At 68.1% G+C, this 25,769-nt stretch carries 22 protein-coding genes, 3 tRNA genes and 1 pseudogene; 5 read left to right on the top strand and 21 right to left on the bottom strand.

Annotated features, from left to right (window positions below; translation table 11 throughout):
• Nucleotides 1-302: 302 nt before the first annotated feature.
• The 11 genes from ACWDVB_RS15345 to ACWDVB_RS15295 form a co-directional block, all read right to left on the bottom strand.
• Complete coding sequence (locus tag ACWDVB_RS15345) at nt 303-4,202, bottom strand: DNA-directed RNA polymerase subunit beta' (RefSeq protein WP_451515055.1); 3,900 nt, start codon at nt 4,200-4,202, stop codon at nt 303-305.
• 98 nt (nt 4,203-4,300) lie between these two features.
• Complete coding sequence (gene rpoB, locus ACWDVB_RS15340; RefSeq protein WP_451515056.1) at nt 4,301-7,786, bottom strand: DNA-directed RNA polymerase subunit beta; 3,486 nt, start codon at nt 7,784-7,786, stop codon at nt 4,301-4,303.
• A 574-nt stretch (nt 7,787-8,360) separates the two neighbouring features.
• Nucleotides 8,361-8,741 (bottom strand): 50S ribosomal protein L7/L12, encoded by a 381-nt coding sequence (rplL, locus tag ACWDVB_RS15335; protein WP_451515057.1) that lies wholly within the window; start codon nt 8,739-8,741, stop codon nt 8,361-8,363.
• Between the two features lie 113 nt (nt 8,742-8,854).
• Nucleotides 8,855-9,385, bottom strand: coding sequence for a 50S ribosomal protein L10 (gene rplJ, locus ACWDVB_RS15330; protein WP_451515058.1), 531 nt, complete (start codon nt 9,383-9,385; stop codon nt 8,855-8,857).
• A 262-nt stretch (nt 9,386-9,647) separates the two neighbouring features.
• Nucleotides 9,648-10,640: a hypothetical protein gene (locus ACWDVB_RS15325; protein ID WP_451515059.1), complete on the bottom strand. Its 993-nt coding sequence runs from the start codon at nt 10,638-10,640 to the stop codon at nt 9,648-9,650.
• Nucleotides 10,641-10,721: 81 nt separating this feature from the next.
• On the bottom strand, nt 10,722-11,627 hold the full coding sequence (locus ACWDVB_RS15320; RefSeq protein WP_451515060.1) for a hypothetical protein: 906 nt from the start codon (nt 11,625-11,627) through the stop codon (nt 10,722-10,724).
• Between the two features lie 187 nt (nt 11,628-11,814).
• Nucleotides 11,815-12,537, bottom strand: coding sequence for a 50S ribosomal protein L1 (gene rplA / locus ACWDVB_RS15315; RefSeq protein ID WP_451515061.1), 723 nt, complete (start codon nt 12,535-12,537; stop codon nt 11,815-11,817).
• Between the two features lie 88 nt (nt 12,538-12,625).
• On the bottom strand, nt 12,626-13,060 hold the full coding sequence (gene rplK, locus ACWDVB_RS15310; RefSeq protein WP_030782612.1) for a 50S ribosomal protein L11: 435 nt from the start codon (nt 13,058-13,060) through the stop codon (nt 12,626-12,628).
• 192 nt (nt 13,061-13,252) lie between these two features.
• A complete protein-coding gene (nusG, locus tag ACWDVB_RS15305; protein WP_451515062.1) occupies nt 13,253-14,197 on the bottom strand; it encodes a transcription termination/antitermination protein NusG in 945 nt (314 codons plus the stop codon).
• 77 nt (nt 14,198-14,274) lie between these two features.
• A complete protein-coding gene (gene secE, locus ACWDVB_RS15300; protein WP_451515063.1) occupies nt 14,275-14,562 on the bottom strand; it encodes a preprotein translocase subunit SecE in 288 nt (95 codons plus the stop codon).
• 107 nt (nt 14,563-14,669) lie between these two features.
• Nucleotides 14,670-14,742: transfer RNA gene (locus ACWDVB_RS15295), tRNA-Trp, on the bottom strand.
• Between the two features lie 181 nt (nt 14,743-14,923).
• Between ACWDVB_RS15295 and ACWDVB_RS15290 the strand changes: the two genes are divergently transcribed.
• A complete protein-coding gene (locus ACWDVB_RS15290) occupies nt 14,924-16,150 on the top strand; it encodes a pyridoxal phosphate-dependent aminotransferase (protein WP_451515064.1) in 1,227 nt (408 codons plus the stop codon).
• 142 nt (nt 16,151-16,292) lie between these two features.
• Complete coding sequence (locus ACWDVB_RS15285; protein WP_451515065.1) at nt 16,293-17,312, top strand: adenosine deaminase; 1,020 nt, start codon at nt 16,293-16,295, stop codon at nt 17,310-17,312.
• On the opposite strand, the pseudogene ACWDVB_RS15280 reads toward ACWDVB_RS15285, so the two are convergent.
• The 9 genes and pseudogenes from ACWDVB_RS15280 to ACWDVB_RS15240 all read right to left on the bottom strand — a co-directional run.
• Nucleotides 17,302-17,418: pseudogene (locus ACWDVB_RS15280) on the bottom strand (TetR/AcrR family transcriptional regulator); the annotation flags it as partial. The gene ACWDVB_RS15285 and the pseudogene ACWDVB_RS15280 overlap by 11 nt on opposite strands.
• A gap of 117 nt (nt 17,419-17,535) precedes the next feature.
• On the bottom strand, nt 17,536-18,591 hold the full coding sequence (locus tag ACWDVB_RS15275; RefSeq protein WP_451515066.1) for a UDP-N-acetylmuramate dehydrogenase: 1,056 nt from the start codon (nt 18,589-18,591) through the stop codon (nt 17,536-17,538).
• Nucleotides 18,592-18,661: 70 nt separating this feature from the next.
• Nucleotides 18,662-20,098 (bottom strand): MFS transporter, encoded by a 1,437-nt coding sequence (locus ACWDVB_RS15270; RefSeq protein ID WP_451515067.1) that lies wholly within the window; start codon nt 20,096-20,098, stop codon nt 18,662-18,664.
• Between the two features lie 139 nt (nt 20,099-20,237).
• Complete coding sequence (locus tag ACWDVB_RS15265; RefSeq protein ID WP_451515068.1) at nt 20,238-20,795, bottom strand: TetR/AcrR family transcriptional regulator; 558 nt, start codon at nt 20,793-20,795, stop codon at nt 20,238-20,240.
• Between the two features lie 216 nt (nt 20,796-21,011).
• Nucleotides 21,012-21,440, bottom strand: coding sequence for a MaoC family dehydratase (locus ACWDVB_RS15260; protein WP_451515069.1), 429 nt, complete (start codon nt 21,438-21,440; stop codon nt 21,012-21,014).
• A gap of 4 nt (nt 21,441-21,444) precedes the next feature.
• Nucleotides 21,445-21,909 (bottom strand): FAS1-like dehydratase domain-containing protein, encoded by a 465-nt coding sequence (locus ACWDVB_RS15255; protein ID WP_451515070.1) that lies wholly within the window; start codon nt 21,907-21,909, stop codon nt 21,445-21,447.
• A gap of 89 nt (nt 21,910-21,998) precedes the next feature.
• Nucleotides 21,999-22,163, bottom strand: coding sequence for a 50S ribosomal protein L33 (rpmG, locus tag ACWDVB_RS15250; RefSeq protein WP_006604855.1), 165 nt, complete (start codon nt 22,161-22,163; stop codon nt 21,999-22,001).
• An 86-nt stretch (nt 22,164-22,249) separates the two neighbouring features.
• Nucleotides 22,250-22,322 (bottom strand) — tRNA-Met (locus ACWDVB_RS15245).
• Between the two features lie 47 nt (nt 22,323-22,369).
• Nucleotides 22,370-22,442: transfer RNA gene (locus ACWDVB_RS15240), tRNA-Thr, on the bottom strand.
• 242 nt (nt 22,443-22,684) lie between these two features.
• Between ACWDVB_RS15240 and ACWDVB_RS15235 the strand changes: the two genes are divergently transcribed.
• From ACWDVB_RS15235 to ACWDVB_RS15225, 3 genes are all read left to right on the top strand, one after another.
• On the top strand, nt 22,685-23,971 hold the full coding sequence (locus ACWDVB_RS15235; protein WP_451515071.1) for an amidohydrolase family protein: 1,287 nt from the start codon (nt 22,685-22,687) through the stop codon (nt 23,969-23,971).
• Nucleotides 23,972-24,519: 548 nt separating this feature from the next.
• Nucleotides 24,520-24,669, top strand: a complete 150-nt coding sequence (locus tag ACWDVB_RS15230; RefSeq protein WP_451515072.1) for a hypothetical protein — start codon at nt 24,520-24,522, stop codon at nt 24,667-24,669.
• Between the two features lie 101 nt (nt 24,670-24,770).
• Nucleotides 24,771-25,427: an SDR family oxidoreductase gene (locus ACWDVB_RS15225; RefSeq protein WP_451515073.1), complete on the top strand. Its 657-nt coding sequence runs from the start codon at nt 24,771-24,773 to the stop codon at nt 25,425-25,427.
• Between the two features lie 9 nt (nt 25,428-25,436).
• Here the strand turns inward: ACWDVB_RS15225 and ACWDVB_RS15220 are convergent, their stop codons facing one another.
• Nucleotides 25,437-25,649, bottom strand: coding sequence for a hypothetical protein (locus tag ACWDVB_RS15220; RefSeq protein ID WP_451515074.1), 213 nt, complete (start codon nt 25,647-25,649; stop codon nt 25,437-25,439).
• Between the last annotated feature and the right edge of the window lie 120 nt (nt 25,650-25,769).

Genomic DNA, 25,769 nt, shown 5'->3' with positions numbered 1-25,769 from the left:
CACGTCCGCCTGGTCTCTGGGCCGGAGCGAACGCTCTTTCCGGACGAGGAACTGGGCTGGCGGGCAGAGCCCCCTCAGAGCAGCACGCCCAGGGGCAGCCAGGCGGCCACGGAGAGCGCGAGCCACGGCCTGCCCTCGCCGCCGTACGGGACGACCGCGTACGCCCCGTAGAAGACCGTGAAGACGGCCATGTGCCACGGGCGCGGCCCATGTCATGCGAGGCCCAGCGGGAACAGTTCAGCCGACAACGCCGAAGGGCGGCCACCCCTTTCGGGATGACCGCCCTTCAACAGACGTAAGCCTTACTGGTTGTACGGCCCGTAGTCGTAGTCCTCCAGCGGAACAGCCTGGCCGGAGCCCGTGCCGAACGGCGAGTAGTCGATGTCGTCGTAACCGACGGCCGAGTACATCGCTGCCTTGGCCTCCTCGGTCGGCTCCACCCGGATGTTGCGGTAGCGGGACAGACCCGTACCGGCCGGGATGAGCTTACCGATGATGACGTTCTCCTTGAGGCCGATGAGGCTGTCGGACTTGGCGTTGATCGCCGCATCCGTCAGGACTCGGGTCGTCTCCTGGAAGGAGGCGGCCGACAGCCAGGATTCCGTCGCCAGCGAGGCCTTGGTGATACCCATCAGCTGCGGACGGCCGGAGGCCGGGTGGCCACCCTCCGTCACGACGCGACGGTTCTCGGTCTCGAACTTCGAGCGCTCGACGAGCTCGCCCGGCAGCAGCTCCGCGTCGCCGGACTCGATGATCGTCACGCGGCGCAGCATCTGCCGGATGATGATCTCGATGTGCTTGTCGTGGATCGACACGCCCTGGCTGTTGTAGACCTTCTGGACTTCGCCGACCAGGTGGACCTGGACCGCGCGCTGACCGAGGATCCGCAGCACGTCGTGCGGGTTGGTGGCGCCGAAGGTGAGCTTCTGGCCCACCTCGACGTGGTCACCCTCACGCACGAGGACCTTGGCACGCTTCGAGATCGGGAAGGGAGTCTCGTCGCTGCCGTCGTCCGGCGTGACGACGATCTTCTTGGTCTTCTCGGTCTCCTCGATACGGATGCGGCCAGCCGCCTCCGAGATCGGGGCGACACCCTTGGGCGTACGAGCCTCGAAGAGCTCGACGACACGGGGCAGACCCTGGGTGATGTCGTCACCGGCCACACCACCGGTGTGGAAGGTACGCATCGTCAGCTGCGTACCGGGCTCACCGATGGACTGGGCGGCGATGATGCCGACCGCCTCACCGATGTCGACCAGCTTGCCGGTGGCGAGCGAACGGCCGTAGCAGAAGGCACAGGTGCCGACCGCGGACTCACAGGTCAGGACCGAGCGGGTCTTGACCTCCTCGACGCCGTTGGCGACCAGGGCGTCGATGAGGACGTCACCGAGGTCGACGTTGGCCGGCGCGATGACCTTGCCGTCGATGACGACGTCCTCGGCCAGCATGCGGGCGTACACCGAGGTCTCGACGTTCTCCGTCTTGCGGAGCACACCGTCCTCGCCCTTGACCGCGATCTTCAGCTTCAGACCGCGCTCGGTACCACAGTCCTCCTCGCGAATGATGACGTCCTGGGAGACGTCGACCAGACGACGGGTGAGGTAACCGGAGTCGGCGGTACGGAGAGCCGTGTCCGCCAGACCCTTACGGGCACCGTGCGTGGAGATGAAGTACTCGAGAACGGTCAGGCCCTCACGGAACGAGGCCTTGATCGGACGCGGGATGGTCTCGTTCTTCGCGTTCGACACCAGACCACGCATACCGGCGATCTGACGCATCTGCATCATGTTTCCTCGGGCACCCGAGTCAACCATCATGAAGATGGGGTTCGTCTTGGGGAAGTTCGCGTTCATCGCCTCGGCAACCTCGTTGGTCGCCTTGGTCCAGATCGCGATGAGCTCCTGCGTGCGCTCGTCCTTGGTGATCAGACCGCGCTCGTACTGCTTCTGGACCTTCTCGTCCTGCTCCTCGTAGCCCTTGACGATGGCCTTCTTGGCCTCGGGCACGACGACGTCGGAGATGGCCACGGTGACGCCGGAACGGGTCGCCCAGTAGAAGCCCGCCGCCTTCAGGTTGTCGAGCGTCGCCGCCACGATGACCTTGGGGTAGCGCTCGGCGAGGTCGTTGACGATCTCGGAGAGCTGCTTCTTGCCGACCGAGTAGTCGACGAAGGGGTAGTCCTCGGGCAGCAGCTCGTTGAAGAGCGCGCGGCCCAGGGACGTACGCAGCCGGAAGCTGTCGCCCTGCTGGTACTCCTGCTCGCCCTCCTCGGCGACCGGCGGCGTCCAGCCACGCGGCGGGATGGTGCCCACCGGGAAGCGGATGTCGACGGACGACTGGAGCGCGAGCTCACCGGCGTCGAACGCCATGATCGCCTCGGCCGTGGAGCCGAACGCGCGGCCCTCGCCCTTGGTGTCACGCAGCTCACCGTCGGTGGTCAGGAAGAACAGACCGAGGACCATGTCCTGGGTCGGCATCGTGACCGGACGGCCGTCGGCCGGCTTCAGGATGTTGTTCGAGGACAGCATCAGGATGCGGGCCTCGGCCTGCGCCTCCGCGGAGAGCGGCAGGTGCACGGCCATCTGGTCACCGTCGAAGTCCGCGTTGAACGCGGTGCAGACGAGCGGGTGGATCTGGATGGCCTTGCCCTCGACCAGCTGCGGCTCGAAGGCCTGGATGCCGAGGCGGTGCAGCGTGGGCGCACGGTTCAGCAGAACCGGGTGCTCGGCGATGACCTCTTCGAGGACGTCGTACACGACCGTGCGGCCGCGCTCGACCATCCGCTTGGCGCTCTTGATGTTCTGCGCGTGGTTCAGGTCGACCAGGCGCTTCATCACGAACGGCTTGAAGAGCTCCAGCGCCATGGCCTTCGGCAGACCGCACTGGTGCAGCTTCAGCTGCGGACCGACGACGATCACGGAACGCGCGGAGTAGTCCACACGCTTGCCGAGCAGGTTCTGACGGAAACGACCCTGCTTGCCCTTGAGCATGTCGGACAGCGACTTCAGCGGACGGTTGCCGGGGCCCGTGACCGGGCGACCACGACGGCCGTTGTCGAAGAGCGCGTCGACGGCCTCCTGGAGCATGCGCTTCTCGTTGTTCACGATGATCTCGGGCGCGCCGAGGTCGAGAAGCCGCTTCAGGCGGTTGTTGCGGTTGATCACGCGGCGGTACAGGTCGTTCAGGTCGGAGGTCGCGAAGCGGCCACCGTCCAGCTGCACCATCGGACGCAGGTCCGGCGGGATGACCGGCACGCAGTCGAGCACCATGCCCTTGGGGCTGTTGCTGGTCTGCAGGAACGCGGAGACGACCTTGAGGCGCTTGAGCGCACGGGTCTTCTTCTGGCCCTTGCCGGTACGGATGATCTCGCGAAGCCGCTCGGCCTCTTCGTCCAGGTCGAAGGACTCCAGGCGCTTCTGCAGGGCAGCGGCACCCATGGAGCCGTCGAAGTACGTGCCGAAGCGGTCACGCAGCTCGCGGTAGAGCAGCTCGTCACCTTCGAGGTCCTGGACCTTGAGGTTCTTGAAGCGGTTCCACACCTCGTCGAGACGGTCGATCTCGCGCTGCGCACGGTCACGCAGCTGCTTCATCTCACGCTCGGCACCTTCGCGCACCTTGCGGCGTACGTCGGCCTTGGCACCCTCGGCCTCGAGCTCGGCCAGGTCGGTCTCGAGCTTCTTGGCGCGGGCTTCGAGGTCGGAGTCGCGACGGTTCTCGACCTGCTGACGCTCCACGGAGACGTGCGCCTCCAGGGAGGGCAGGTCGCGAGTACGACGCTCCTCGTCCACGAACGTGATCATGTACGCCGCGAAGTAGATGACCTTTTCGAGGTCCTTCGGGGCGAGGTCGAGCAGGTAGCCAAGGCGCGAGGGGACGCCCTTGAAGTACCAGATGTGGGTGACAGGCGCGGCCAGCTCAATGTGGCCCATCCGCTCACGGCGCACCTTGGCGCGCGTGACCTCTACGCCACAGCGCTCACAGATGATGCCCTTGAAGCGGACACGCTTGTACTTACCGCAGTAGCACTCCCAGTCCCGGGTCGGGCCGAAGATCTTCTCGCAGAAGAGTCCGTCCTTCTCGGGCTTGAGCGTGCGGTAGTTGATGGTCTCCGGCTTCTTGACCTCGCCGTGGGACCACTGTCGGATGTCGTCCGCGGTGGCAAGGCCGATCCGCAGCTCGTCGAAGAAGTTGACGTCGAGCACTTTGTCGTCAATCCCTCTTTCGGGGTCGAGTCTCAATCATGGTCTGTACGGGTCCGGGGCAGGGCCGGGATCTCACGAGGAGATCCCGGCCAGACCCGTCAGACCTCTTCGACGCTGCTCGGCTCGCGCCGGGACAGGTCGATGCCGAGCTCCTCCGCCGCGCGGAAGACGTCCTCGTCGGTGTCGCGCATCTCGATGGACATGCCGTCCGAGGACAGCACCTCCACGTTGAGGCAGAGCGACTGCATTTCCTTGATGAGCACCTTGAAGGACTCAGGGATGCCGGGCTCGGGGATGTTCTCGCCCTTGACGATGGCCTCGTAGACCTTCACGCGGCCGGTCACGTCGTCGGACTTGATCGTCAGCAGCTCCTGGAGGGCGTACGCGGCGCCGTATGCCTCCAGCGCCCACACCTCCATCTCACCGAAGCGCTGGCCACCGAACTGGGCCTTACCACCCAGCGGCTGCTGGGTGATCATGGAGTACGGACCGGTCGAACGCGCGTGCAGCTTGTCGTCGACCAGGTGGTGCAGCTTGAGGATGTACATGTAGCCGACCGAGATCGGCTCCGGGAAGGGCTCACCCGAGCGGCCGTCGAACAGCGGCGCCTTACCGGTCGGGAGCACCATGCGCTCGCCGTCGCGGTTCGGAATCGTGTGCTCCAGCAGACCCGTCAGCTCGTCCTCACGCGCACCGTCGAAGACGGGGGTGGCGACGTTCGTACCGGGGTCGACCTTGTCGGCACCGATGGCCTGCAGGCGCTGGGCCCACTCCTCACCGAGGCCGGAGACGTCCCAGCCGCGGCTGGCGAGCCAGCCGAGGTGGATCTCCAGGACCTGACCCGGGTTCATTCGGGACGGGACACCCAGCGGGTTGAGGATGATGTCGACCGGCGTGCCGTCCTCAAGGAAGGGCATGTCCTCGATCGGAAGGATCTTGGAGATGACGCCCTTGTTGCCGTGACGACCGGCGAGCTTGTCACCGTCCGTGATCTTGCGCTTCTGCGCCACGTAGACACGAACCAGCTGGTTCACGCCCGGCGGCAGCTCGTCGCCCTCTTCACGGTCGAAGACGCGGACGCCGATGACCTTGCCGATCTCGCCGTGCGGCACCTTCAGCGAGGTGTCGCGCACCTCGCGCGCCTTCTCACCGAAGATCGCACGGAGCAGGCGCTCCTCCGGCGTCAGCTCGGTCTCACCCTTGGGCGTGACCTTGCCGACGAGGATGTCGCCGGCGACGACCTCGGCACCGATACGGATGATGCCGCGCTCGTCGAGGTCGGCGAGGACCTCCTCGGAGACGTTCGGGATGTCCCGGGTGATCTCCTCCGGGCCGAGCTTGGTGTCACGGGCGTCGACCTCGTGCTCCTCGATGTGGATCGAGGAGAGGACGTCGTCCTGTACGAGGCGCTGCGACAGGATGATCGCGTCCTCGTAGTTGTGACCTTCCCAGGGCATGAACGCCACGAGCAGGTTCTTGCCGAGGGCCATCTCGCCCTCTTCGGTCGCGGGACCGTCGGCCAGGACCTGGCCCTCGATCACGCGGGCGCCCTCGTCGACGACAACCTTCTGGTTGACGGAGGTGCCCTGGTTCGACCGGGAGAACTTGGCGATGCGGTACGTGGTGTACGTGCCGTCGTCGTTGGTGACGGTGACGTAGTCCGCGGAGACCTCCTGGACCACACCCGCCTTCTCGGCCTTGATCACGTCACCGGCGTCGACCGCGCAGCGGTACTCCATGCCGGTGCCGACGAGGGGGGCCTCGGCGGTGATCAGCGGCACGGCCTGACGCATCATGTTCGCGCCCATGAGGGCACGGTTGGCGTCGTCGTGCTCGAGGAACGGGATCATGGCGGTCGCGACCGACACCATCTGGCGCGGCGAGACGTCCATGTAGTCGACGTCCGTGCCGGGCACGTAGTCGATCTCTCCGCCACGGCGGCGGATCAGGACGCGGGCCTCGGCGAAGTGGAGGTCCTCCGTCAGCGGCGCGTTGGCCTGCGCGATGACGAAGCGGTCCTCCTCGTCGGCCGTTAGGTAGTCGACGTCGTCGGTGACCTGGCCCTCGACGACCTTGCGGTACGGCGTCTCGACGAAGCCGAACGCGTTGACGCGGCCGTACGAGGCGAGCGAACCGATCAGACCGATGTTCGGGCCTTCGGGCGTCTCAATGGGGCACATGCGGCCGTAGTGAGACGGGTGCACGTCACGGACCTCGAAGCCGGCCCGCTCACGGGAGAGACCACCCGGGCCAAGCGCCGACAGACGGCGCTTGTGGGTGAGACCCGACAGCGGGTTGTTCTGGTCCATGAACTGCGACAGCTGGCTGGTGCCGAAGAACTCCTTGATGGAGGCGACGACCGGCCGGATGTTGATCAGGGTCTGCGGCGTGATCGCCTCGACGTCCTGGGTCGTCATGCGCTCACGCACGACGCGCTCCATACGAGCCAGACCCGTGCGGACCTGGTTCTGGATGAGCTCGCCGACGTTGCGCAGACGACGGTTGCCGAAGTGGTCGATGTCGTCGGTCTCGACGACGATCGACGTACCGCTGTCGGCGACGGTCTCGACCTCACCGGCGTGCAGCTTCACCAGGTACTTGATCGAGGCGATGATGTCCTCGACCGTGAGGATGCCCGCGTCGAGCGGAGCGTCCGCACCCAGCTTCTTGTTGACCTTGTAGCGGCCGACCTTCGCGAGGTCGTAGCGCTTGGGGTTGAAGTAGAGGTTCTCAAGCAGCGTCTGAGCAGCCTCGCGCGTCGGCGGCTCGCCCGGACGGAGCTTGCGGTAGATGTCGAGGAGCGCGTCGTCCTGGCCCTGGGTGTGGTCCTTCTCCAGGGTGGCGCGCATGGACTCGTACTCGCCGAACTCCTCAAGGATCCGCTCGGTCGTCCAACCGAGAGCCTTGAGCAGAACGGTGACCGACTGCTTGCGCTTGCGGTCGATGCGCACACCGACCATGTCGCGCTTGTCAATTTCCATCTCCAGCCAGGCACCCCGGGACGGGATGATCTTGGCGGAGAAGATGTCCTTGTCGGACGTCTTGTCGATCGAGGAATCGAAGTAGACGCCCGGCGAACGGACCAGCTGCGACACGACGACACGCTCGGTGCCGTTGATGACGAAGGTGCCCTTGTTGGTCATGAGCGGGAAATCGCCCATGAAGACCGTCTGGGACTTGATCTCGCCGGTCTCGTTGTTGGTGAACTCGGCGGTGACGAAGAGCGGGGCGGCGAACGTGAAGTCGCGCTCCTTGCACTCGTCGATCGAGTTCTTGGGAGGCTCGAAACGGTGGTCGCGGAACGTCAGGGACATCGACCCGGAGAAGTCCTCGATCGGGGAGATCTCCTCGAAGATCTCCTCCAGACCGGACTTGGTGGGGACGTCCTGTCCGCTATCCAGAGCCGCCTCGACACGAGCCTTCCACGCGTCATTGCCGAGCAGCCAGTCAAAGCTCTCGGTCTGCAGCGCAAGAAGGTTCGGAACCTCGAGGGGCTCCTTGATCTTTGCAAAGGAAATGCGCAGCGGGGCGGTGCTGGCGCCGTTGTTCGTATTCGCGGTCGAGGCAGTGCGCGAGGCGGCCAAGAGGGGGTCCTTCCGAGGGCTCGGACTCACTACGCGCGTACCGGTCCCAGCTGGACACGGGGACAGAATTCCCTGGTCAGGGAAGATTCAGTCCGCAGTGCTCAAGCATGGACATGCCCCTGGTGACGGGCAGGAGGCAGCTAACAGGCAGCGCAAAGGGTCAGTGTAGCCAATTGGCCCACTGATGTCCAGTGCGGGTTCTGGTAGACCCTCGTTGTTCTCAACCCCTGCTGCAAGCCACGTCCTCAACGCACATCGATACTGCCCTCTTCGCCGCCGATCCATGCCTCGGATGCGGATCGTTGTGACGACGCGTCCTGAGAATTGCGCGCTGCGTGCGGTTCGTCAAGGCCCCCCTGCCCAGACGTCGCCCTGAGACACTCACCGTCACGGGCTGTCCCGAGGCACAACGAAGATCACCATACTCGCCGTGACCGACATCGCAAGGCAGCCCTCGCGCGACTGCCGGGAACGCCGAAAGGCGACCACCCACATGGGTGATCGCCTTTGGCGTCCCGTGCGTTACAGCGTTTCCGCCGTACGTACGGTCAAGAGAGTCGGACGACTCGTGAGGTCACTTGACCTCGACGGAGGCGCCGGCAGCCTTGAGGGACTCGGCAGCCTTCTCCGCGGCGTCCTTGGCGACCTTCTCGAGGACCGGCTTCGGGGTGCCGTCGACGAGGTCCTTGGCCTCCTTGAGACCCAGCGAGGTCAGCTCACGCACGACCTTGATGACCTGGATCTTCTTCTCGCCGGCGCCGGTGAGGATGACGTCGAACTCGTCCTGCTCCTCGGCGACCTCGGCGACGGCGCCCGGGCCGGCCGGGGCAGCGGCGACCGCGGCAGCGGCGGTGACGTCGAACTTCTCCTCGAACGCCTTCACGAACGCGGAGAGCTCAAGGAGGGTGAGCTCCTCGAACTGGGCAAGCAGGTCTTCCTGGCTGAGCTTCGCCATGATGGGCGATCCTTCCACTATTTCGGCTGGTGCCGGGTGTACATGAAGGCGGGCGTAGATGGGGCCCGCTGCGACCGCCGCCCTAACGGGCGGCGATCAGTGCGCGAGCCGAATTACTCGGCACCGCCCTGCTCGGCCTGCTTGGCACGAAGCGCTTCCGCGGTGCGGACGAACTTCGACGGCAGAGCCTGGAAGAGCTGCGCAGTCTGCGTCTGCTTGCCCTTCATGGCACCGGCCAGCTTGGCGAGCAGAACCTCGCGGGACTCGAGGTCCGCAAGCTTCTTGAACTCATCGGCGGACAGCGCCTTACCGTCAAGGACACCGCCCTTGATGATGAGGTTGGGGTTGTCCTTGGCGAAGTCACGAAGACCCTTCGCCGACTCCACCGGGTCACCGGTGACGAAGGCAACCGCCGTCGGACCCGTGAAGAGGTCGTCCAGCGTGTCGATCCCGGCCTCGTTGGCCGCGATCTTGGTCAGCGTGTTCTTCACCACGGCGTACTCGGAGTTCGCACCGAGGGAACGGCGCAGCTGCTTGAGCTGGGCCACGGTGAGACCCCGGTACTCGGTCAGCACGGCGGCGTTCGAGCTGCGGAACTTGTCCGTGAGCTCGGCTACCGCGGCAGCCTTGTCGGGCGTCGGCATAGAGCGTCGGCCTCCTTCCGGGTGATGAGGACCGCTCAGAAGGGGCTGGGAAAAACAGAACGCCCCGGCGCAGGCGCACGGGGCGTGACTCGACCGGACAGAATCCCGTCCGGGAGCACTTCCACATTCACCTACGCGGGTCGTCCGCAGTTTCAGCGGATCCTTCGGCCACTGCACCCTCTGAGTTGAGAACACAGCAACGACCAGCGGTCTTTGGCTTCTCCGGAAGAGTACGCGAACGGGTCCTCGTCAAGCAAATCGGTCAGAAGCCGCTGTCGGAGCCCGCTCCGGAGCCGTCCTTGCCGAGCTCCCCGATCTCCTTGAACATCTCCATCAGGTCGAAGGTCTGCCCGGCCGGCGGAGGCGTCACCTTGGCGGCCGTGCCGTAGTCGGAGAAGGTCTGCGAGGTCTTCACCGTGCCGTCGGGGGTCTTGATGTCGATGTCCATGCGGACCGGGTAGTCGTCCTCGTTGACCCAGACCTCGGTGTCGTAGCCCTTGATGCCCGACTTCTCGATGTTCTTGAAGAGCTGCTCGCGCTCGCTCTTGCCGAGCATCTCCTTGAGGCCCTTGTTGGACTCCATCATTTCCTTGACGGTGAGCCGGCCCTTGTAGCGCTGGGTCTGCGCGCCGTCGACCTTCGCGGAGCCCAGGTGCTTCAGGTTCGGCGAGTCCAGGAGCATCGCGAGCTGCTGTGCGGGGTCCTGGTTCATGCTGTCCAGGCCGCCGGTCATCTGCTGCGCCATTTTCTCGTCGCCGGCCTGCTCGGCGATGGAGTTCAGGTCCATCTTCATCCAGCGCTTGCCGTCCATGTCCTTGGCCGCGGCCGCGCCCATGTCCATGTACATCACGTTGTCGCGCCAGAGCATCCGGATCTGCTTCGGGGCGTCGGGGTCACCCTCCGTGAGCGCGGAGCCCTTCATCGTCATATCCATGACGGTCGGGTCCCAGCCCATGACGCCGGACATCTTCATCTCACCGGCGCCGCCCATCGCCTTGGCCGACTTGCCGGGCGGCGTGGACATCGTCATCTCGACCTTGGCCGACTTGGCGGCCGAGGTCTTCTTGTACGCGGCCGTGATGACCTCGGTCACCTGCGAACGGGACTGGATCTCGCCCGAGCCCCCCACCCCCTTGTCGGACTTGTCGTCCGATCCCGAGCAGGCCACCGCACCGGTACAGAGCAGCGCGGTGGCGAACACGGCGCCCGCCAGCCGCTGACGTCGCCGGCCCCCGCCTATCACACCAACAACCATGACCCCACCCCTAGGAACATATGATCGATACATTTTCTGATTGCAGAGAGTACCCGAGAGGCGGGGCGCACAGCTCTGGAGTTACGCCGCGGGCTGCTTGTTCATCAGGTCCTTGACGCTGACGGTGTCCGAGGCGGGCGGCTTCTCGACGGACAACGGCGTGCCGTAGTCGCTGTAGTGGGCGGTCTGGGAGAAGGCCCCGTCCTTCATGGTCGCCTTCTCGACCTTCTTGACCAGCAGATCGTCGCCGTCGACCCAGATGTCGATGGTCTCCGTGCTCAGTCCGGCCTGCTCGAACTGCTGCTTCAGTTCCGTCATCTGCCGCTCGTCCAGGTCGGCGTTCTTGCCGGTGAAGTCGGCGATGTCGACGGTCCCGCGGTAGTGGGTCGTCTCGGTCCCCCGGACGTCCTCCTTGCCCACGCGCTTCACGTCGCCCGAGGCCAGCAGCATCTTCACCGACTGGTTCGGCGTGGTCTTCTGCGCCTGGTCCTTCAGGGCCGTCCCGGCGGCGCCGGACAGCTCCTCGAGCGTCTCGTAGTCGTACTCGATCCAGTGCTTGCCGCTACCCGCCTGGGCCGCGAACTTGTCGCCCATGTTCGCGTAGAAGCCGTTCTTCAGATAGCGGTAGTCGATCTCCGTCTGCCCGAGCTGCCGCATCTGCTCGGCCTGGGAGCCGCCGGTGATCGTCGCCCGGACATTGCCGGTGAGGCCGTCCGACCAGCCCATGACGCCTTTCATGTCGGTCGATATCCGCGAGCCCATGACGGTCTTCATCTCGACGCGCGCGGTGTCGGCCCTGTCCGTGCTGGTCTCGACGCTGCGCAGCGCGGCGATCGGGCTGACGTTGATGCCGCCCTTGTCCTTCGCCCCGCCCGCGGCCTTGCCGGAAGAGTCGCCGGAGTCACCCGAACCGCAGGCCGCCAGGCCCGTCAGCGCGGCCGCCACCGCGATCGAGAGACCCGTGCGGCGCATGGTCGTGCTCTTCATCTCGTCCCACCCCTTGGCTTCATCGAGGTCCACACGCTAGCGCGGGCCTCTGACACGCGTATTCGAAAGGCACGTACAGAGTCGTACGGGCTCGTACGGGCTCGTACACAAAGAGGACGGGCCCCGCACCTCGAAAGGTTGCGGGGCCCGTCCACAGAACGCGTGCGCGACGCGGCTGCCGTCAGTTTCAGACGCCGGCCGGGTCCTCCTCGACGAGGAGGTTGCGGGTGCGGTTCGAGTCGAGCGGAACGCCGGGGCCCATCGTGGTCGTGATGGCGGCCTTCCTGATGTAGCGACCCTTGGCGGCCGACGGCTTCAGACGGAGGATCTCCTCCAGGGCCGCGGCGTAGTTCTCCACCAGCTTGGTGTCGTCGAAGGACACCTTGCCGATGATGAAGTGCAGGTTCGAGTGCTTGTCGACGCGGAACTCGATCTTGCCGCCCTTGATGTCGTTGACAGCCTTCACGACATCGGGGGTCACGGTGCCGGTCTTCGGGTTCGGCATCAGACCACGCGGACCGAGCACGCGGCCGAGGCGGCCGACCTTGCCCATGAGGTCCGGGGTGGCGACGACGGCGTCGAAGTCCAGGCGGCCCTTCGCGACCTCGTCGATCAGCTCGTCGGCGCCGACGATGTCGGCCCCAGCGGCTTCCGCGGCCGCAGCACGGTCACCGGTCGCGAAGACCAGGACCCGGGCGGTCTTGCCGGTGCCGTGCGGGAGGTTCACGGTGCCACGGACCATCTGGTCGGCCTTGCGCGGGTCGACGCCCAGACGCATGGCGACCTCGACGGTGCCGTCGAACTTGGTCGCGGAGGTCTCCTTGGCGAGACGGACGGCCTCGAGCGGGGCGTACAGCTTCTCCCGGTCGATCTTGGCGTCCGCAGCGCGGAGAGTCTTGCTGCGCTTCACTTCTGCTCCTGGTGTGTTCAGGTATGGAGTCGTGGTGCGGGCCAGCGCTTGGCCCTACCACTGAGAAAGGTCAGACGAGGGAGGAGTCTCAGCCCTCGACCGTGATGCCCATGGAGCGGGCGGTGCCGGCGATGATCTTCGACGCGGCGTCCAGGTCGTTGGCGTTGAGGTCTTCCATCTTGGTCTGCGCGATCTCGCGGATCTGCGCCTCGGTGACCTTCGCGACCTTGGTCTTGTGGGGCTCGCCGGAGCCCTTCTCGACACCAGCGGCCTTGAGGATCATCTTGGCGGCCGGCGGCGTCTTGGTGATGAAGGTGAAGGAACGGTCTTCGTAGACCGTGATCTCCACCGGGATCACCCAGCCACGCTGCGACTCGGTCGCGGCGTTGTAGGCCTTGCAGAACTCCATGATGTTGACGCCGTGCTGGCCCAGCGCGGGGCCGACCGGCGGAGCCGGGTTGGCGGCACCAGCCTGGATCTGGAGCTTGATCAGCCCCGTGACCTTCTTCTTCTTGGGAGGCATTGCTCTCTCCGGGTCCTAGTGAGAGTTTTCAGCCAGCCATCCGGTCATCCGGATGGAGGCATACCGCACAACGATAACGGGTATGGTCGTGCGGCTAAAAACCGAGCAGGTCAGACCGGCTTTGGCAGCCCGTCTGACCTGATCGGAGGCGTGTGTTCCAGAGGAAGCCGAGGCAGCCGCGAGGGCTACCGGCTAGTTCTTCTGGATCTGGTCGAAGCTGAGCTCGACCGGGGTCTCGCGGCCGAAGATCTCGACGAGGCCCTTGACCTTCTTCGAGTCGGCGTTGATCTCGTTGATCGTCGCCTGCAGCGTCGCGAACGGGCCGTCGGTGACGGTGACCGAGTCGCCCACCTCGAAGTCCAGGACCTGAACCTCGAGCTTGCGGGCCGGAGCCGGCTTGCCCTCGGCCTCGGCGGCCTCGCGGGCTGCCTTCTCCTCGGCCTCGGGGGCGAGCATCTTGACGATCTCGTCCAGGGTCAGCGGGTACGGGTCGTAGGCGTTGCCCACGAAGCCGGTGACGCCGGGGGTGTTGCGGACGACGCCCCAGGACTCGTTCGTCAGGTCCATGCGCACCAGCACGTAGCCGGGGAGCTTGTTCTGGCGGATCGTCTTGCGCTCGCCGTTCTTGATCTGGGCGACCTCTTCCTGCGGCACCTCGGCCTGGAAGATGAAGTCCTCGACGTTGAGCGAGACGGCGCGCTGTTCGAGGTTGGTCTTCACGCGGTTCTCGTAACCGGCGTACGTGTGGATGACGTACCACTCGCCGGGCAGGGTGCGGAGCTCTTCGCGCAGGGCGACGATCGGGTCGACCGGCTCGGGCTCCTCCTCGACGGGCTCGTCCTCGGCGGACTCTTCGTCGGCGGCGGGCTCGTCGTCGGCGGACGTCTCGTCCTCGGCACTGTCCTCGTCGGCGGCTTCGGCGTCGGTGGCGTCGTCCTCTGCGGACTCTTCGGCCTCGTCGGCGGCCTCGGAGTCGCCCTCCAGGTGGACGGCGGCCTCTTCGGCGGGCTCGCCCGCGGCGGCGTCGGCGGCCTCGGCCTGATCCGGCTCCTCGGCGTCCGCCGCCTCGACGATGTCGAGCTCGTCCTCAACGGACTCGACCGACTCGATGGCGTCGTTCAGGTTCGGGTCAGACACGGTGGCTGCTTCTTCCTGGATACAAGGGGTGGAACACGCGAATAGGGGCGCCGGGTACGGCGCCCTTCGCTATCGGCTCAGCCGAAGATGTACTTGACAGCGTGGCTGAAGCCATAGTCAATCACGGTCACAAGACCGATCATGATGACGACGAAGACAATCACCACGGTGGTGTAAGTCGTGAGCTGACTGCGAGTCGGCCAGACCACCTTGCGGAGTTCCGCGACGATCTGGCGGTAGAAGAGCGCGAGACGGCCGAAGGGGCCCTTCTTGCCGCGCTTGCCGCCCTTGCGGGCCTTCTTCTGGGACTCCGGCGCCTCGTCCTGGGCATCAGGCTTGTCGATGGAGCCCACGGCGTCCGTCACTCGTCCTCACCTGATTCCGGGTCGTGGCCGTGCCGCGCCCGGTTGAGCCGCACGGCGGTGCATTGCAGTACGTACATGCGCACACATCCTGGCGAAGGAGTGTGTAGCAGGGCCGGAGGGACTTGAACCCCCAACCGCTGGTTTTGGAGACCAGTGCTCTACCAATTGAGCTACGACCCTTTGATTTCCCCCAACCTACCGCATCCGCCCATGTGCACGGAGTGCGTCGAGAGGGTGCGGCCGGTGAGGGCCAACGAGCAGTGAGTGTACGTGCTCTGCGGCCCCCCGTCGAACAGATTGGGTTCCGATGGTCATGGAAACCCGCGCGCCGGGGGCGTTTCAGGTCTGGAACGATGGGGTCATGAGCGCTGCAACTTCTCCGACCGAGCGCCGGGTGTCCGCGCGCATCGGCGCGATCTCCGAGTCCGCGACCCTCGCTGTCGACGCCAAGGCCAAGGCCCTCAAGGCCGCCGGGCGCCCGGTGATCGGCTTCGGCGCGGGTGAGCCCGACTTCCCCACTCCGGACTACATCGTCGACGCCGCCATCGAGGCCTGCAAGAACCCGAAGTTCCACCGCTACACCCCGGCAGGCGGCCTTCCCGAGCTCAAGGCCGCGATCGCCACGAAGACGCTGCGCGACTCCGGGTACGAGGTGGACGCCACGCAGATCCTGGTGACCAACGGCGGCAAGCAGGCCATCTACGAAGCGTTCGCCGCGATCCTCGACCCGGGCGACGAGGTCATCGTCCCGGCCCCCTACTGGACGACGTACCCGGAGTCGATCCGTCTCGCCGGCGGTGTCCCGGTCGAGGTCGTCGCCGACGAGACCACCGGCTACCGCGTCTCCGTGGAGCAGCTGGAGGCCGCCCGCACGGAGCGTACGAAGGTCGTGCTCTTCGTCTCCCCGTCGAACCCCACGGGCGCCGTCTACAGCGAGGCCGACGCCGAGGCGATCGGCCGCTGGGCCGTCGAGCACGGCCTGTGGGTCATGACCGACGAGATCTACGAACACCTCGTCTACGGAGAGGCGAAGTTCACCTCGCTCCCCGCGATCCTCCCCGAGCTGCGCGACAAGTGCATCGTCGTCAACGGCGTCGCCAAGACGTACGCGATGACCGGCTGGCGGGTCGGCTGGATCATCGGCCCGAAGGACGTCGTGAAGGCGGCGACGAACCTGCAGTCGCACGCCACGTCCAACGTGTCCAACGTCGCGCAGGCCGCCGCGCTCGCGGCCGTCTCCGGTGACCTGGTCGCCGTGGAGAAGATGCGGGAGGCCTTCGACCGGCGCCGCAAGACCATCGTGCGGATGCTCAACGACATCGAGGGCGTCCTGTGCCCCGAGCCCGAGGGCGCCTTCTACGCGTACCCCTCGGTGAAGGGTCTGATCGGCAAGGAGATCCGCGGCAAGCGCCCGCGGGACTCCGTCGAGCTGGCGGCGCTGATCCTGGAGGAGGCCGAGGTCGCGGTGGTCCCGGGTGAGGCCTTCGGGACGCCTGGCTATCTGCGCCTTTCGTACGCGCTCGGTGACGAGGACCTCGTCGAGGGCGTCTCGCGGCTCCAGAAGCTGCTTGCGGAGGCCCGCGACTGAGGTTCCCGCGGGAAACCGCGCTCCACGCGCGCGTGCGGGCCGTCTCTCCCCCCGGGGAGGCGGCCCGTTTCTTCGTTCGGGGCAGGACTCGAAGGGGGAAAGGTGCTACCGGGACGCCAGGTGCGTACGGCAAGATCCTGGAATGGAGCGCGTACGAGACGTAAGAGAGCTGCCCAAGGCCCATCTGCACCTGCACTTCACCGGGTCGATGCGGCCTACCACCCTGCTCGAACTCGCCGACAAGTACGGGGTGCGGCTCCCGGACGCGCTGACCGGCGCCGAGCCGCCGAAGCTGCGCGCCACCGACGAGCGCGGGTGGTTCCGCTTCCAGCGGCTCTACGACGCGGCCCGCTCCTGTCTGCGCGAGCCCGAGGACATTCAGCGCCTGGTGCGCGAGGCCGCGGAGGAGGATCTGCGGGACGGCTCGGGGTGGCTGGAGATCCAGGTCGACCCGACCTCGTACGCGCCTCGGCTCGGCGGTCTGATCCCCGCTCTGGAGGTCATCCTGGACGCGGTGGAGAGCGCCTCGCGGGAGACGGGCCTCGGCATGCGCGTGCTGGTCGCCGCGAACCGCATGAAGCACCCTCTGGACGCCCGCACGCTGGCCCGCCTCGCGGTGCGCTACGCGGACCGGGGCATCGTCGGCTTCGGGCTCTCCAACGACGAGCGGCGGGGCATGGCGCGCGACTTCGACCGGGCCTTCGCGATCGCGCGCGACGGCGGGCTCCTGGCGGCGCCGCACGGCGGTGAGCTGACCGGCCCCGCCTCGGTGCGGGACTGCCTGGACGATCTGCACGCGGCCCGGATCGGGCACGGGGTGCGGGCCGCCGAGGACCCCCGGCTCCTGAAGAGGCTCGCGGACCGCGGCGTCACGTGCGAGGTGTGCCCGGCGTCCAACGTCGCCCTGGGGGTCTACGAGAAGCCGCAGGACGTGCCGCTGCGGACGCTCTTCGACGCCGGGGTGCCGATGGCGCTCGGCGCCGACGACCCGCTGCTCTTCGGCTCGCGCCTCGCGGCCCAGTACGAGATCGCGCGCGAGCACCACGGCTTCGACGACGCAGAACTGGCCGAGCTGGCGCGCCAGTCGATCCGCGGCGCGGCCGCCCCCGAGGACGTACGGGAAAAGCTGCTGTCCGGGGTCGACACGTGGCTCAGCGGCTGATCCCCGCGAGGAGCGTGCGGGCGAGGGCGGCCGCGATCTCGTCGACGGGCTGCGGGGGCCGCTTGCCGATCACGGCGTCATAGGCGAAGGCGCGCTGCGCGCAGGCCTGGTGAGCGCGGCTCCGGTCGGCCCCCGGCGGAGCGCCTCGGTGGCACGCCGCGCAGCGGGCGCTTCATCGGCCAGGGCGTGGGGGTGGCCTACTAGGGTCCGTGCGAACCGGCCTCTACAGGCTGACGCCCACCGTCACCGGCTCGTTGACCAGCGTGACCCCGAAGGCGTCCCGCACCCCGGCGACGACCTCGCGGGCGAGGTCCAGGAGGTCCTCGGTCGTCGCGCCGCCGCGGTTGGTGAGGGCCAGGGTGTGCTTGGTGGAGATGCGGGCCCGGCCCTCTCCGTAGCCCTTGGTGAAGCCCGCCTTGTCGATGAGCCAGGCGGCGGAGGTCTTCACGCGGCCGTCGCCCGTCGGGAAGGCGGGCGGGGCGACGTCCGGGCCGAGGCGGTCCGCCACGCGCGCGTGGAACGCCGTGAACTCCTCGTCGGTGAGGATCGGGTTGGTGAAGAAGGACCCGGCCGACCAGCTGTCGTGGTCCTCGGGGTCGAGCACCATGCCCTTGCCGGCACGGAGCTTCAGGACGGTCTCCCGGGCGACCGCGGCCGGGACCCGATCGCCCGCCTCGACGCCGAGCGTGCGCGCCGTCTCGGGGTACTTGATGGGGGCGCTCATCCCCTGCGCGTCCTCCAGCTCGAAGCGGACGCGCAGGACCACGAAGCGCTCGGGCTCGCCCTTGAAGCGGCTGTGGCGGTACGAGAAGTCGCACTCGGCGTTCGGGATCGTCACCGTCTCGCGCGTCTTCCGGTCGTACGCGATCACCTCGGTGATCGTCGACGAGACCTCCTGGCCGTACGCCCCCACGTTCTGGATCGGCGTCGCGCCCGCGGAGCCGGGGATCCCGGCGAGGCACTCGATGCCCGCGAGGCCCGCCTCGACGGTGCGGGCGACCGCGTCCGTCCAGATCTCACCGGCCGCGAGCTCCAGCGTCGTGCCGTCGAGTTCGTAGCCCTGGGTGGCGATGCGCAGGGCGGTCCCTTCGAAGCCCTTGTCGCCGATGACCAGGTTCGAGCCGCCGCCGATGAGCAGCAGCGGGGTCCCGGAGTCGTCGGCCTCTCGGACGGCGGCGATCACCTCGGCGTCGGTCGTCGCGGTGATCAGTCGGGTCGCGGGGCCACCGAGACGGAAGGTGGTCAGCGGGGCGAGGGGGGCATCGTGGAGTTCCTGCACGTGCTCAAGGGTACGAGAGCGGCCCCGCCGGTCCCGGCGGGGCCGCTCCCTCGGGCAGGGGCGCCAGCGGTCAGACCGCGGACAGCTCGTCCTGAGGAGCCTTGCGGGCCTCCTGGCCGGGCGCGTCGGTGCCGCGGCGGCCGGGGATGACCAGCGCGGCCACCGCCGCGAGGCCCACCATCGCGGCGCCCACCCACAGCGCGGGCTCCAGGCCGTCCACGAAGCTCCCCGGCGTCGTGTAGCCGCCCTGGGCCGAGAAGATCGAGGACATCACGGCGATGCCGAGGGCGCCGCCCACCTCGCGCAGCGCGTTGTTGGCGCCGGACGCGATGCCCTGCTCGTGCGGCCGGACGCTGGACATGACCAGGTTGGAGGCGGGGGCGAAGTACAGGGCCATCCCGACGCCGCTGATGATCAGGGCCGGGAGCTGCACGGCGTACGTGGCGTCGGGCGCCACCACGGCCGCGTACCAGCCGAGGCCGACCGCCTGCAGGAAGAGCCCGGTGGCGACGACCGGTCGGCCGCCGATCCGGTCGGAGAGATAGCCGGCGAGGGGTGAGACGAGCATCGGCATGCCGGTCCAGGGCAGCATCCGCAGTCCGGCCTCGGTGGGCGAGTAGTGGAGGACTTCCTGCATGTACTGGCTGAGCAGGAAGATCGAGCCGAACATCCCGAGGAACATCAGCAGGCTGGCCGCGTTGATCCCGGTGAACGCACGACTACGGAAGAGGCGCATCGGCAGCATGGGCGCCTTGTTGTGTATCCCGTGGTGGACAAAGCCGCCGAGCAGCGCGGCGCCCCCGATGAGGCCGCCGAGCACGGTGGCACTGGTCCAGCCGTCGAGCGGCCCGCGGATCAGGGCGTACACGATGCCGAAGAGGCCGCCGCTGGCGAGCAGGGTGCCGGCGATGTCGAGGCGCGCTCCGGAGCCGTGCGACTCGGCGAGACGGAGGCGGGCGAGCGGCAGCAGGGCCAGGCCGAGCGGGACGTTCAGCCAGAAGATCCACTGCCAGGAGACGTGCTCGGTGAGGCTGCCGCCGACGAGCGGGCCGCTGGCGACCGCGAGGCCGTTGACGGCGCCCCAGATTCCGTACGCCATTCCGCGCTTGGCCTCGGGAACAGCCGCCGTCAGCAGGGTCAGCGTGAGCGGCATCATGATCGCGGCACCGACGCCCTGCACCGCGCGGGCGGCGATCAGGGCCTCGATGCCGGGCGCGAGGGCCGCGGCGGCGGACGCCCCGGTGAAGACCGTGAGGCCGATGATGAAGAGCTTGCGGCGGCCGAAGCGATCACCCAGAGCGGCGCCGAACATCAGGAGCACGGCGAAGGTGAGGGTGTAGGCGCTCACCGTCCACTCCAGGTCGTGCATCTCTCCGCCGAGGTCCTCGCGGATGGAGGGCAGAGCGGTCGTGACGACGAGGTTGTCGAGAGCCGCCATGTACCCGGCGACGCTGGTGATGACAAGGGCCCAGGCAGCTCCCCCGGCCCGCGCGGTCTTCTGTGGCATTGCTTCCCCCTGTGATTGACGTGATTGATGTGATTCACGTGATTGACCGGATGGTTAGTTATTGATAACTAACTTTCGTGGATACGAAGAGACGCGCCCAAGAGACGCACACGCCTCGACGCCCTCGCCCGCGCGGCGTTCACTGCTTGGGCTGCCCCGAGTCGTCGAAACCGCTCCACACCCGGTGGTCGGGCCGGAACCCCATCGACACCAGGACGTTGATCAGCATCCCGTACGCCAGGAACGTCGTCGTCTCGTCGGCGTCCGCCCCCACGGCGAACCTGACCGTGTCGTACATCTCCATCCAGGCGGCCCGCAGCGCGTCGCCGAACTCCCGGTCCCCGGACGCCTCGGCGGAGGCCACCGCGACGTACATCTGCATCTGCATGAGCAGCAGGTCCGGGTCGTCGGCGATGAGCGCTCGATAGGCCCGGCCCATGGCGTGCACGGCCTCCTCCGCCGCCAGCCCTTCGGTCGCCTGCCGGAAGACCTCGGTGACCGCCTGGCAGCACCGCAGGGACGCGGCGAGGAAAACAGCCTCCTTGCTCGGGAAGAGGCGGAAGAGATACGGCTGCGAGACGCCGACGCGCTTGGCGATCACCTCGGTGGAGGTGCCCTTGTAGCCACCGCGGGCGAACTCGACCATCGCCGCGCGGATGACGCTCTCGCGCCGCTCTTCTGCGCTCATCCTGACCATGCGGTTAAGTTAGTGGCCAATCACTAAGCGGTCAAGGGCCTGCTATCCGTATGCGTAGGAGGACTGACAACAGCAGGCACGCGTAAGGGGCGCCCTTCATCGAGAGCGCCCCTTACCTGTGCCCGGAAGCCGGAGGCCGGTGGCCGGTGGCCGGTGGCCGGTGGCCGGTGGCCGGTGGCCGGTGGCCGGTGGCCGGTGGCCGGTGGCCGGTGGCCGTCAGGCCAGCTGCACGACCGCCCGTGACATGCCGAGGACCTTCTGGCCCGCGCTCCTGGCGAGGAGGTCGACGCGGACGCGGTTGTCGTCCATCTTGGCCGCGACCTTGGCGCTGACCTCGATGGTGGCGCCCTCGTCGTCGTTGGGGACGATGACAGGCTTGGTGAAGCGGACGCCGTACTCGACGACCGCCCCCGGGTCGCCCGCCCAGTCGGTCACGACGCGGATCGCCTCGGCCATGGTGAACATGCCGTGCGCGATGACGTCGGGAAGGCCGACCTCCACCGCGAACTTCTCGTTCCAGTGGATCGGGTTGAAGTCCCCCGAAGCACCCGCGTACTGCACGAGCGTGGCGCGCGTCACCGGAAAGGTCTGGGCCGGCAGTTCGGTGCCGACCTCGACGTCGTCGTAGGAAATTTTCGCCGTCATCGCCTCAGGCCCCCTCTGCCGCGGTCTCCGCCACACGCGCGACGAGCTTGGTCCAGGCGGTCACGACGTGCTCGCCGGCCTCGTCGTGGACCTCGCCGCGGATGTCCAGGATGTCGTTGCCCGCGAGCGACTTGATGGCCTCGATGGTCGAGGTGACCGTGAGCCGGTCACCCGCGCGTACCGGCCGTGTGTAGGCGAATTTCTGGTCGCCGTGCACGACACGGTTGTAGTCGAGTCCCAGCTGCGGGTCCTGGATCACCTGACCCGCGGCTTTGAAAGTGATCGCAAACACGAAAGTCGGCGGGGCGATCACATCGGAGTGCCCGAGCGCCTTGGCGGCTTCCGCGTCGGTGTACGCGGGATTGGCGTCCCCCACCGCCTCGGCGAACTCGCGGATCTTCTCCCGGCCGACCTCATAAGGATCGGTGGGCGGATAGGACCGCCCCACGAAGGACTGGTCGAGCGCCATGGACTCGGTACCTCCTGTGGTTGGTTACGTGAAAACGACACGAGGCCGCCCCCAGCAAACGGGGACGGCCTCGTGTACGAGCCTGTGTGTCAGCGCGTTTCGCGGTGCGCAGTGTGCGAGTTGCAGCGCGGGCAGTGCTTCTTCATCTCAAGACGGTCCGGGTCGTTACGCCGGTTCTTCTTGGTGATGTAGTTCCGCTCCTTGCACTCCACGCAGGCCAGCGTGATCTTCGGGCGGACGTCGGTGGCAGCCACGTGAGTGCTCCTTGGACGGATGGACGGATGAACGCATACAAGAGTAGCCGATCGAAGGACCGACCCCACAATCGGCTACCAATGAGTAGCGGTGACCGGACTTGAACCGGTGACACAGCGATTATGAGCCGCTTGCTCTACCGACTGAGCTACACCGCTGCGATGCCGGATCCCCTCGCCCGAAGGCGAGGATCACTCAACATCAGAGCCCCAATGCGGAATCGAACCGCAGACCTTCTCCTTACCATGGAGACGCTCTACCGACTGAGCTATTGGGGCGAGCGATGAAGACATTACACGGTTGGTCGCCGTCGCCCAAATCCGTTTCGCCAGGGCCGTCCGGGGCCCTCCCGAGAACCGCCTCAGGCGTCTCTGAACGCCTCATTCGTGCCGTGGCACCACACCGGTACGACTATTGCGCTCCTCCTCGAAGCGGACCTTTCGCCGTCCTAGGCTCGGCACACGCTGCGTGATCTTGCCGCCTCGTACGAAAGCAGCCGCCCCCGAACCCCAGGACCGCAATGCCCGACAGCCAGCCGCAGCAGCCGCACTCCTCCGGCTCCTCCGGTCCCGACCCCACGGCCGACTCCGGGGCCCTGCTGCTCTGCGGCGCCCGGCTCACCGACGGCAGGACCGTGGACGTCCGGCTCGGCGGCGGGCGCATCGAGGCGGTCGGCACGACCGGCAGCCTGGCCACGCACACGGCGCGTGTGGACCTCGGCGGCTACCTGCTGCTGCCGGCGGCCGCCGAGCCGCACGCGCACGGCGACACGGCGCTCTCGGCGGACGTGGCGGGCCCGGTCTCGTACGACGTCCCCGACGTGCAGCGCAGGACCACCGAGGCGGCTCTGCTGCAACTCGGGCACGGCGCGACGGCGCTGCGCTCGCACGTGCGGATCGGCGACGTCCAGGGGCTCGGCCCGATGGAGGCCGTGCTCCAGGCGCGGCGTTCGCTGCGGGGCCTGGTCGATCTGGCGGCGGTCGCCGTGCCGCGGCTGCTGACCGGCGTCGCGGGCGCCGACGGGCTCGCGATGCTGCGGGACGCGGTGAAAATGGGCGCCTCCGTAGTGGGCGGTTGTCCGGATCTCGACCCCGATCCAGCCGGTTACACGGAGGCGGTTCTGGAGCTCGCCGCCGAGCACGGCTGCCCCGTCGACCTGCATACGGACGGCGATGACCCGGCGCGGCTCGGGCGGCTCGCGGCGATGGCGGCCGGGCTGCGGGCCGGGGTGACGATCGGCCCGTGCGGCGGACTCGGGCGCCTTCCCAGGGACGTGTCCGCGCGCACCGCCGAGCAGTTGGCGGCGGCCGGGGTGACCGTGGTCTGCCTGCCGCAGGGCGGGTGCGGGAGCGCGGAGCGGCGCGGGGTGGCGCCGGTGCGGCTGCTGCGGTCGGCGGGGGTGCGGGTCGCGGCGGGCAGCGGGGCCATGCGGGACGCGTCGAACCCCGTGGGGCGCGGGGATCCGCTGGAGGCCGCGTACCTGCTGGCCTCGCGGTGCGGGCTGCGTCCCGAGGACGCCTACGGCGCGGTGAGCGGCGCGGCGCGGGCGGCCATGGGGCTGCCCGAGGTACGGGTGGAGGCGGGCTTCCCCGCCGAGCTGCTCGCGGTGCGCGGCGATCGGCTCGCGGGGGCGCTGTCGCTCGCGTACAGCCGGATCGTGGTGCACCGGGGGCGTGTGGTGGCGCGGACCAGCGCGGTGCGCGAGTACTGCGACTCGGCTGCCGCCGTGGCCCTGGACCTGCCGCGCCAGGGCCGGGCCACAGGGAACGAGCCGGGGCGGCCCATGGGCGGCGAGGCGACTCCCTGAAGGGGCGGAGGGACGGGGGTTGTTGGGGCCGGGTGGAGGGGCTGCGGGGCCCGGTGCCGGTCGACATCAGGCGCGAGCTGCGGCGCTACGCGCGCGGGGAGGGGGAAGGGCTGTTTGTGGCGGCTTCCACGCGCGCGTGGGTGAGGGGCTGTTGAGGCAGCTTCCCGCGCGCGGGGAGGGGCTTTTTTGAGGCGGCACTCCACGCGCGTGTGGAGGGGCTCGGCCAGGCGGCGCGCGACGGTGTTGGCGATCGACGGCCTCCAGATGCGCGCGGTTAGGGGCTGCGGTGCGCCGATGTCATCGCCGCCGAGCCTGCGGCCACACGCGGGGAGGGGTTGTTTGAGGCGGCTTCCGCGCGCGCGGGGAGGGGTTGTCTGAGGCGGCCTCCATGCGTGCCTGGTGGGGCTGTCGGAGGCGGCTTCCACGCTCGCGTGGTGGGACTGCGATGCGCGCCGATGCCGTCGCCGTCGAGCCCGCGGCCTCCACGCGCGGGTGGGCGGGTGGATGGGGCTGCTTGAGGCGGCCTCCACGCGCGCGGTGGGCTGTCCGTGCCTGCTTCGCCCGCGCGGCGCGTGGTGGGGCTCGTCTCCGTGCTCGTCGAGCGCCGCGTGCATCAGCCCGCTTCCGCGTGGGTGGTGGGGCTCGCCTTTGTCACCGACCAGCTCAGCCGCGAGAGCCCGCTTCCACGCGTGTGGTGAGGCCGGCGGTGGGGGCCGTCCGTGCCCGCATCCGCGTGATCCCTGTGATCCGCACGCTCCGTGCGCGGCGGACGGGTCCGCGCTGCCGTACGGTCGGAAACATGCGCATTGTCATCGCTGGAGGTCATGGTCAGATCGCGCTGCGGCTGGAGCGTCTGCTCGCCGCACGTGGTGACGAGGTCGCCGGGCTGATCCGCAGCGCCGGGCAGGAAGCCGATCTGCGCGCGGCCGGTGCCGAACCAGTGCTGTGCGACCTGGAGTCGGCGTCGGTCGATCAGGTCGCCGAGCATCTGCGCGGCGCCGACGCCGCTGTCTTCGCGGCGGGCGCGGGGCCGGGCAGCGACGCCGGCCGCAAGAACACCGTCGACCGGGGAGCCGCCGTGCTCTTCGCGGACGCGGCGGAGCGGGCGGGAGTGCGGCGGTACATCGTCGTGTCGTCGATGGGCGCCGATCCGGCGCACCAGGGCGACGAGGTCTTCGACGCCTATCTGCGGGCGAAGGGCGAGGCGGACGTGAACGTACGCGCGCGTGCCGCCCTGGACTGGACGATTCTGCGTCCCGGGATGCTGACGGACGACGCGGGCACGGGACTCGTACGCCTGGAGGCGTCGACCGGGCGGGGTCCGGTCCCGCGTGACGATGTCGCCGCGGTGCTCGCGGAGCTCCTGGAGACGCCGGCGACGGCCGGTCTGACGCTGGAGCTGGTCAGCGGGTCGGTGCCGGTGTCGGTGGCGGTCAAGTCGGTTGCCGGGAACTGAGTTCGCTCTTCAGAAGAGTGGGAGCTGGCCGGGCAGGTCCGGGACGGTGTAGCCGTCCAGGGCGGGCTGCTCGGCGCCCAGCTGGGCCTGCCTGCGGGACCCCGGGCAGGAGACCAGGTCGCCGGTGGCGCGCGCGCCGGGCGGGTCGTGGCGGGCGAACCGTCCGCCGACGACAGCGATCTCGCGGCGGCACTCCGGGCAGTTTCTACGACGGGACGACATGGCTCTATTTTGAGCCCCGCGTCCCCGAAGACGTACGGGCCCCGAAGACGTACGGGCTACGAAGACGTACGCGCCTAGAGGCGTACGACAAGGCCCTCCCCCACTCGCATCGCTGCCGCC

The organism is Streptomyces sp. NPDC003379 (genome assembly GCF_053589195.1).
Note: the sequence above shows the minus strand (reverse complement) of the source record. Positions and strands in the feature narration are given on the sequence as shown.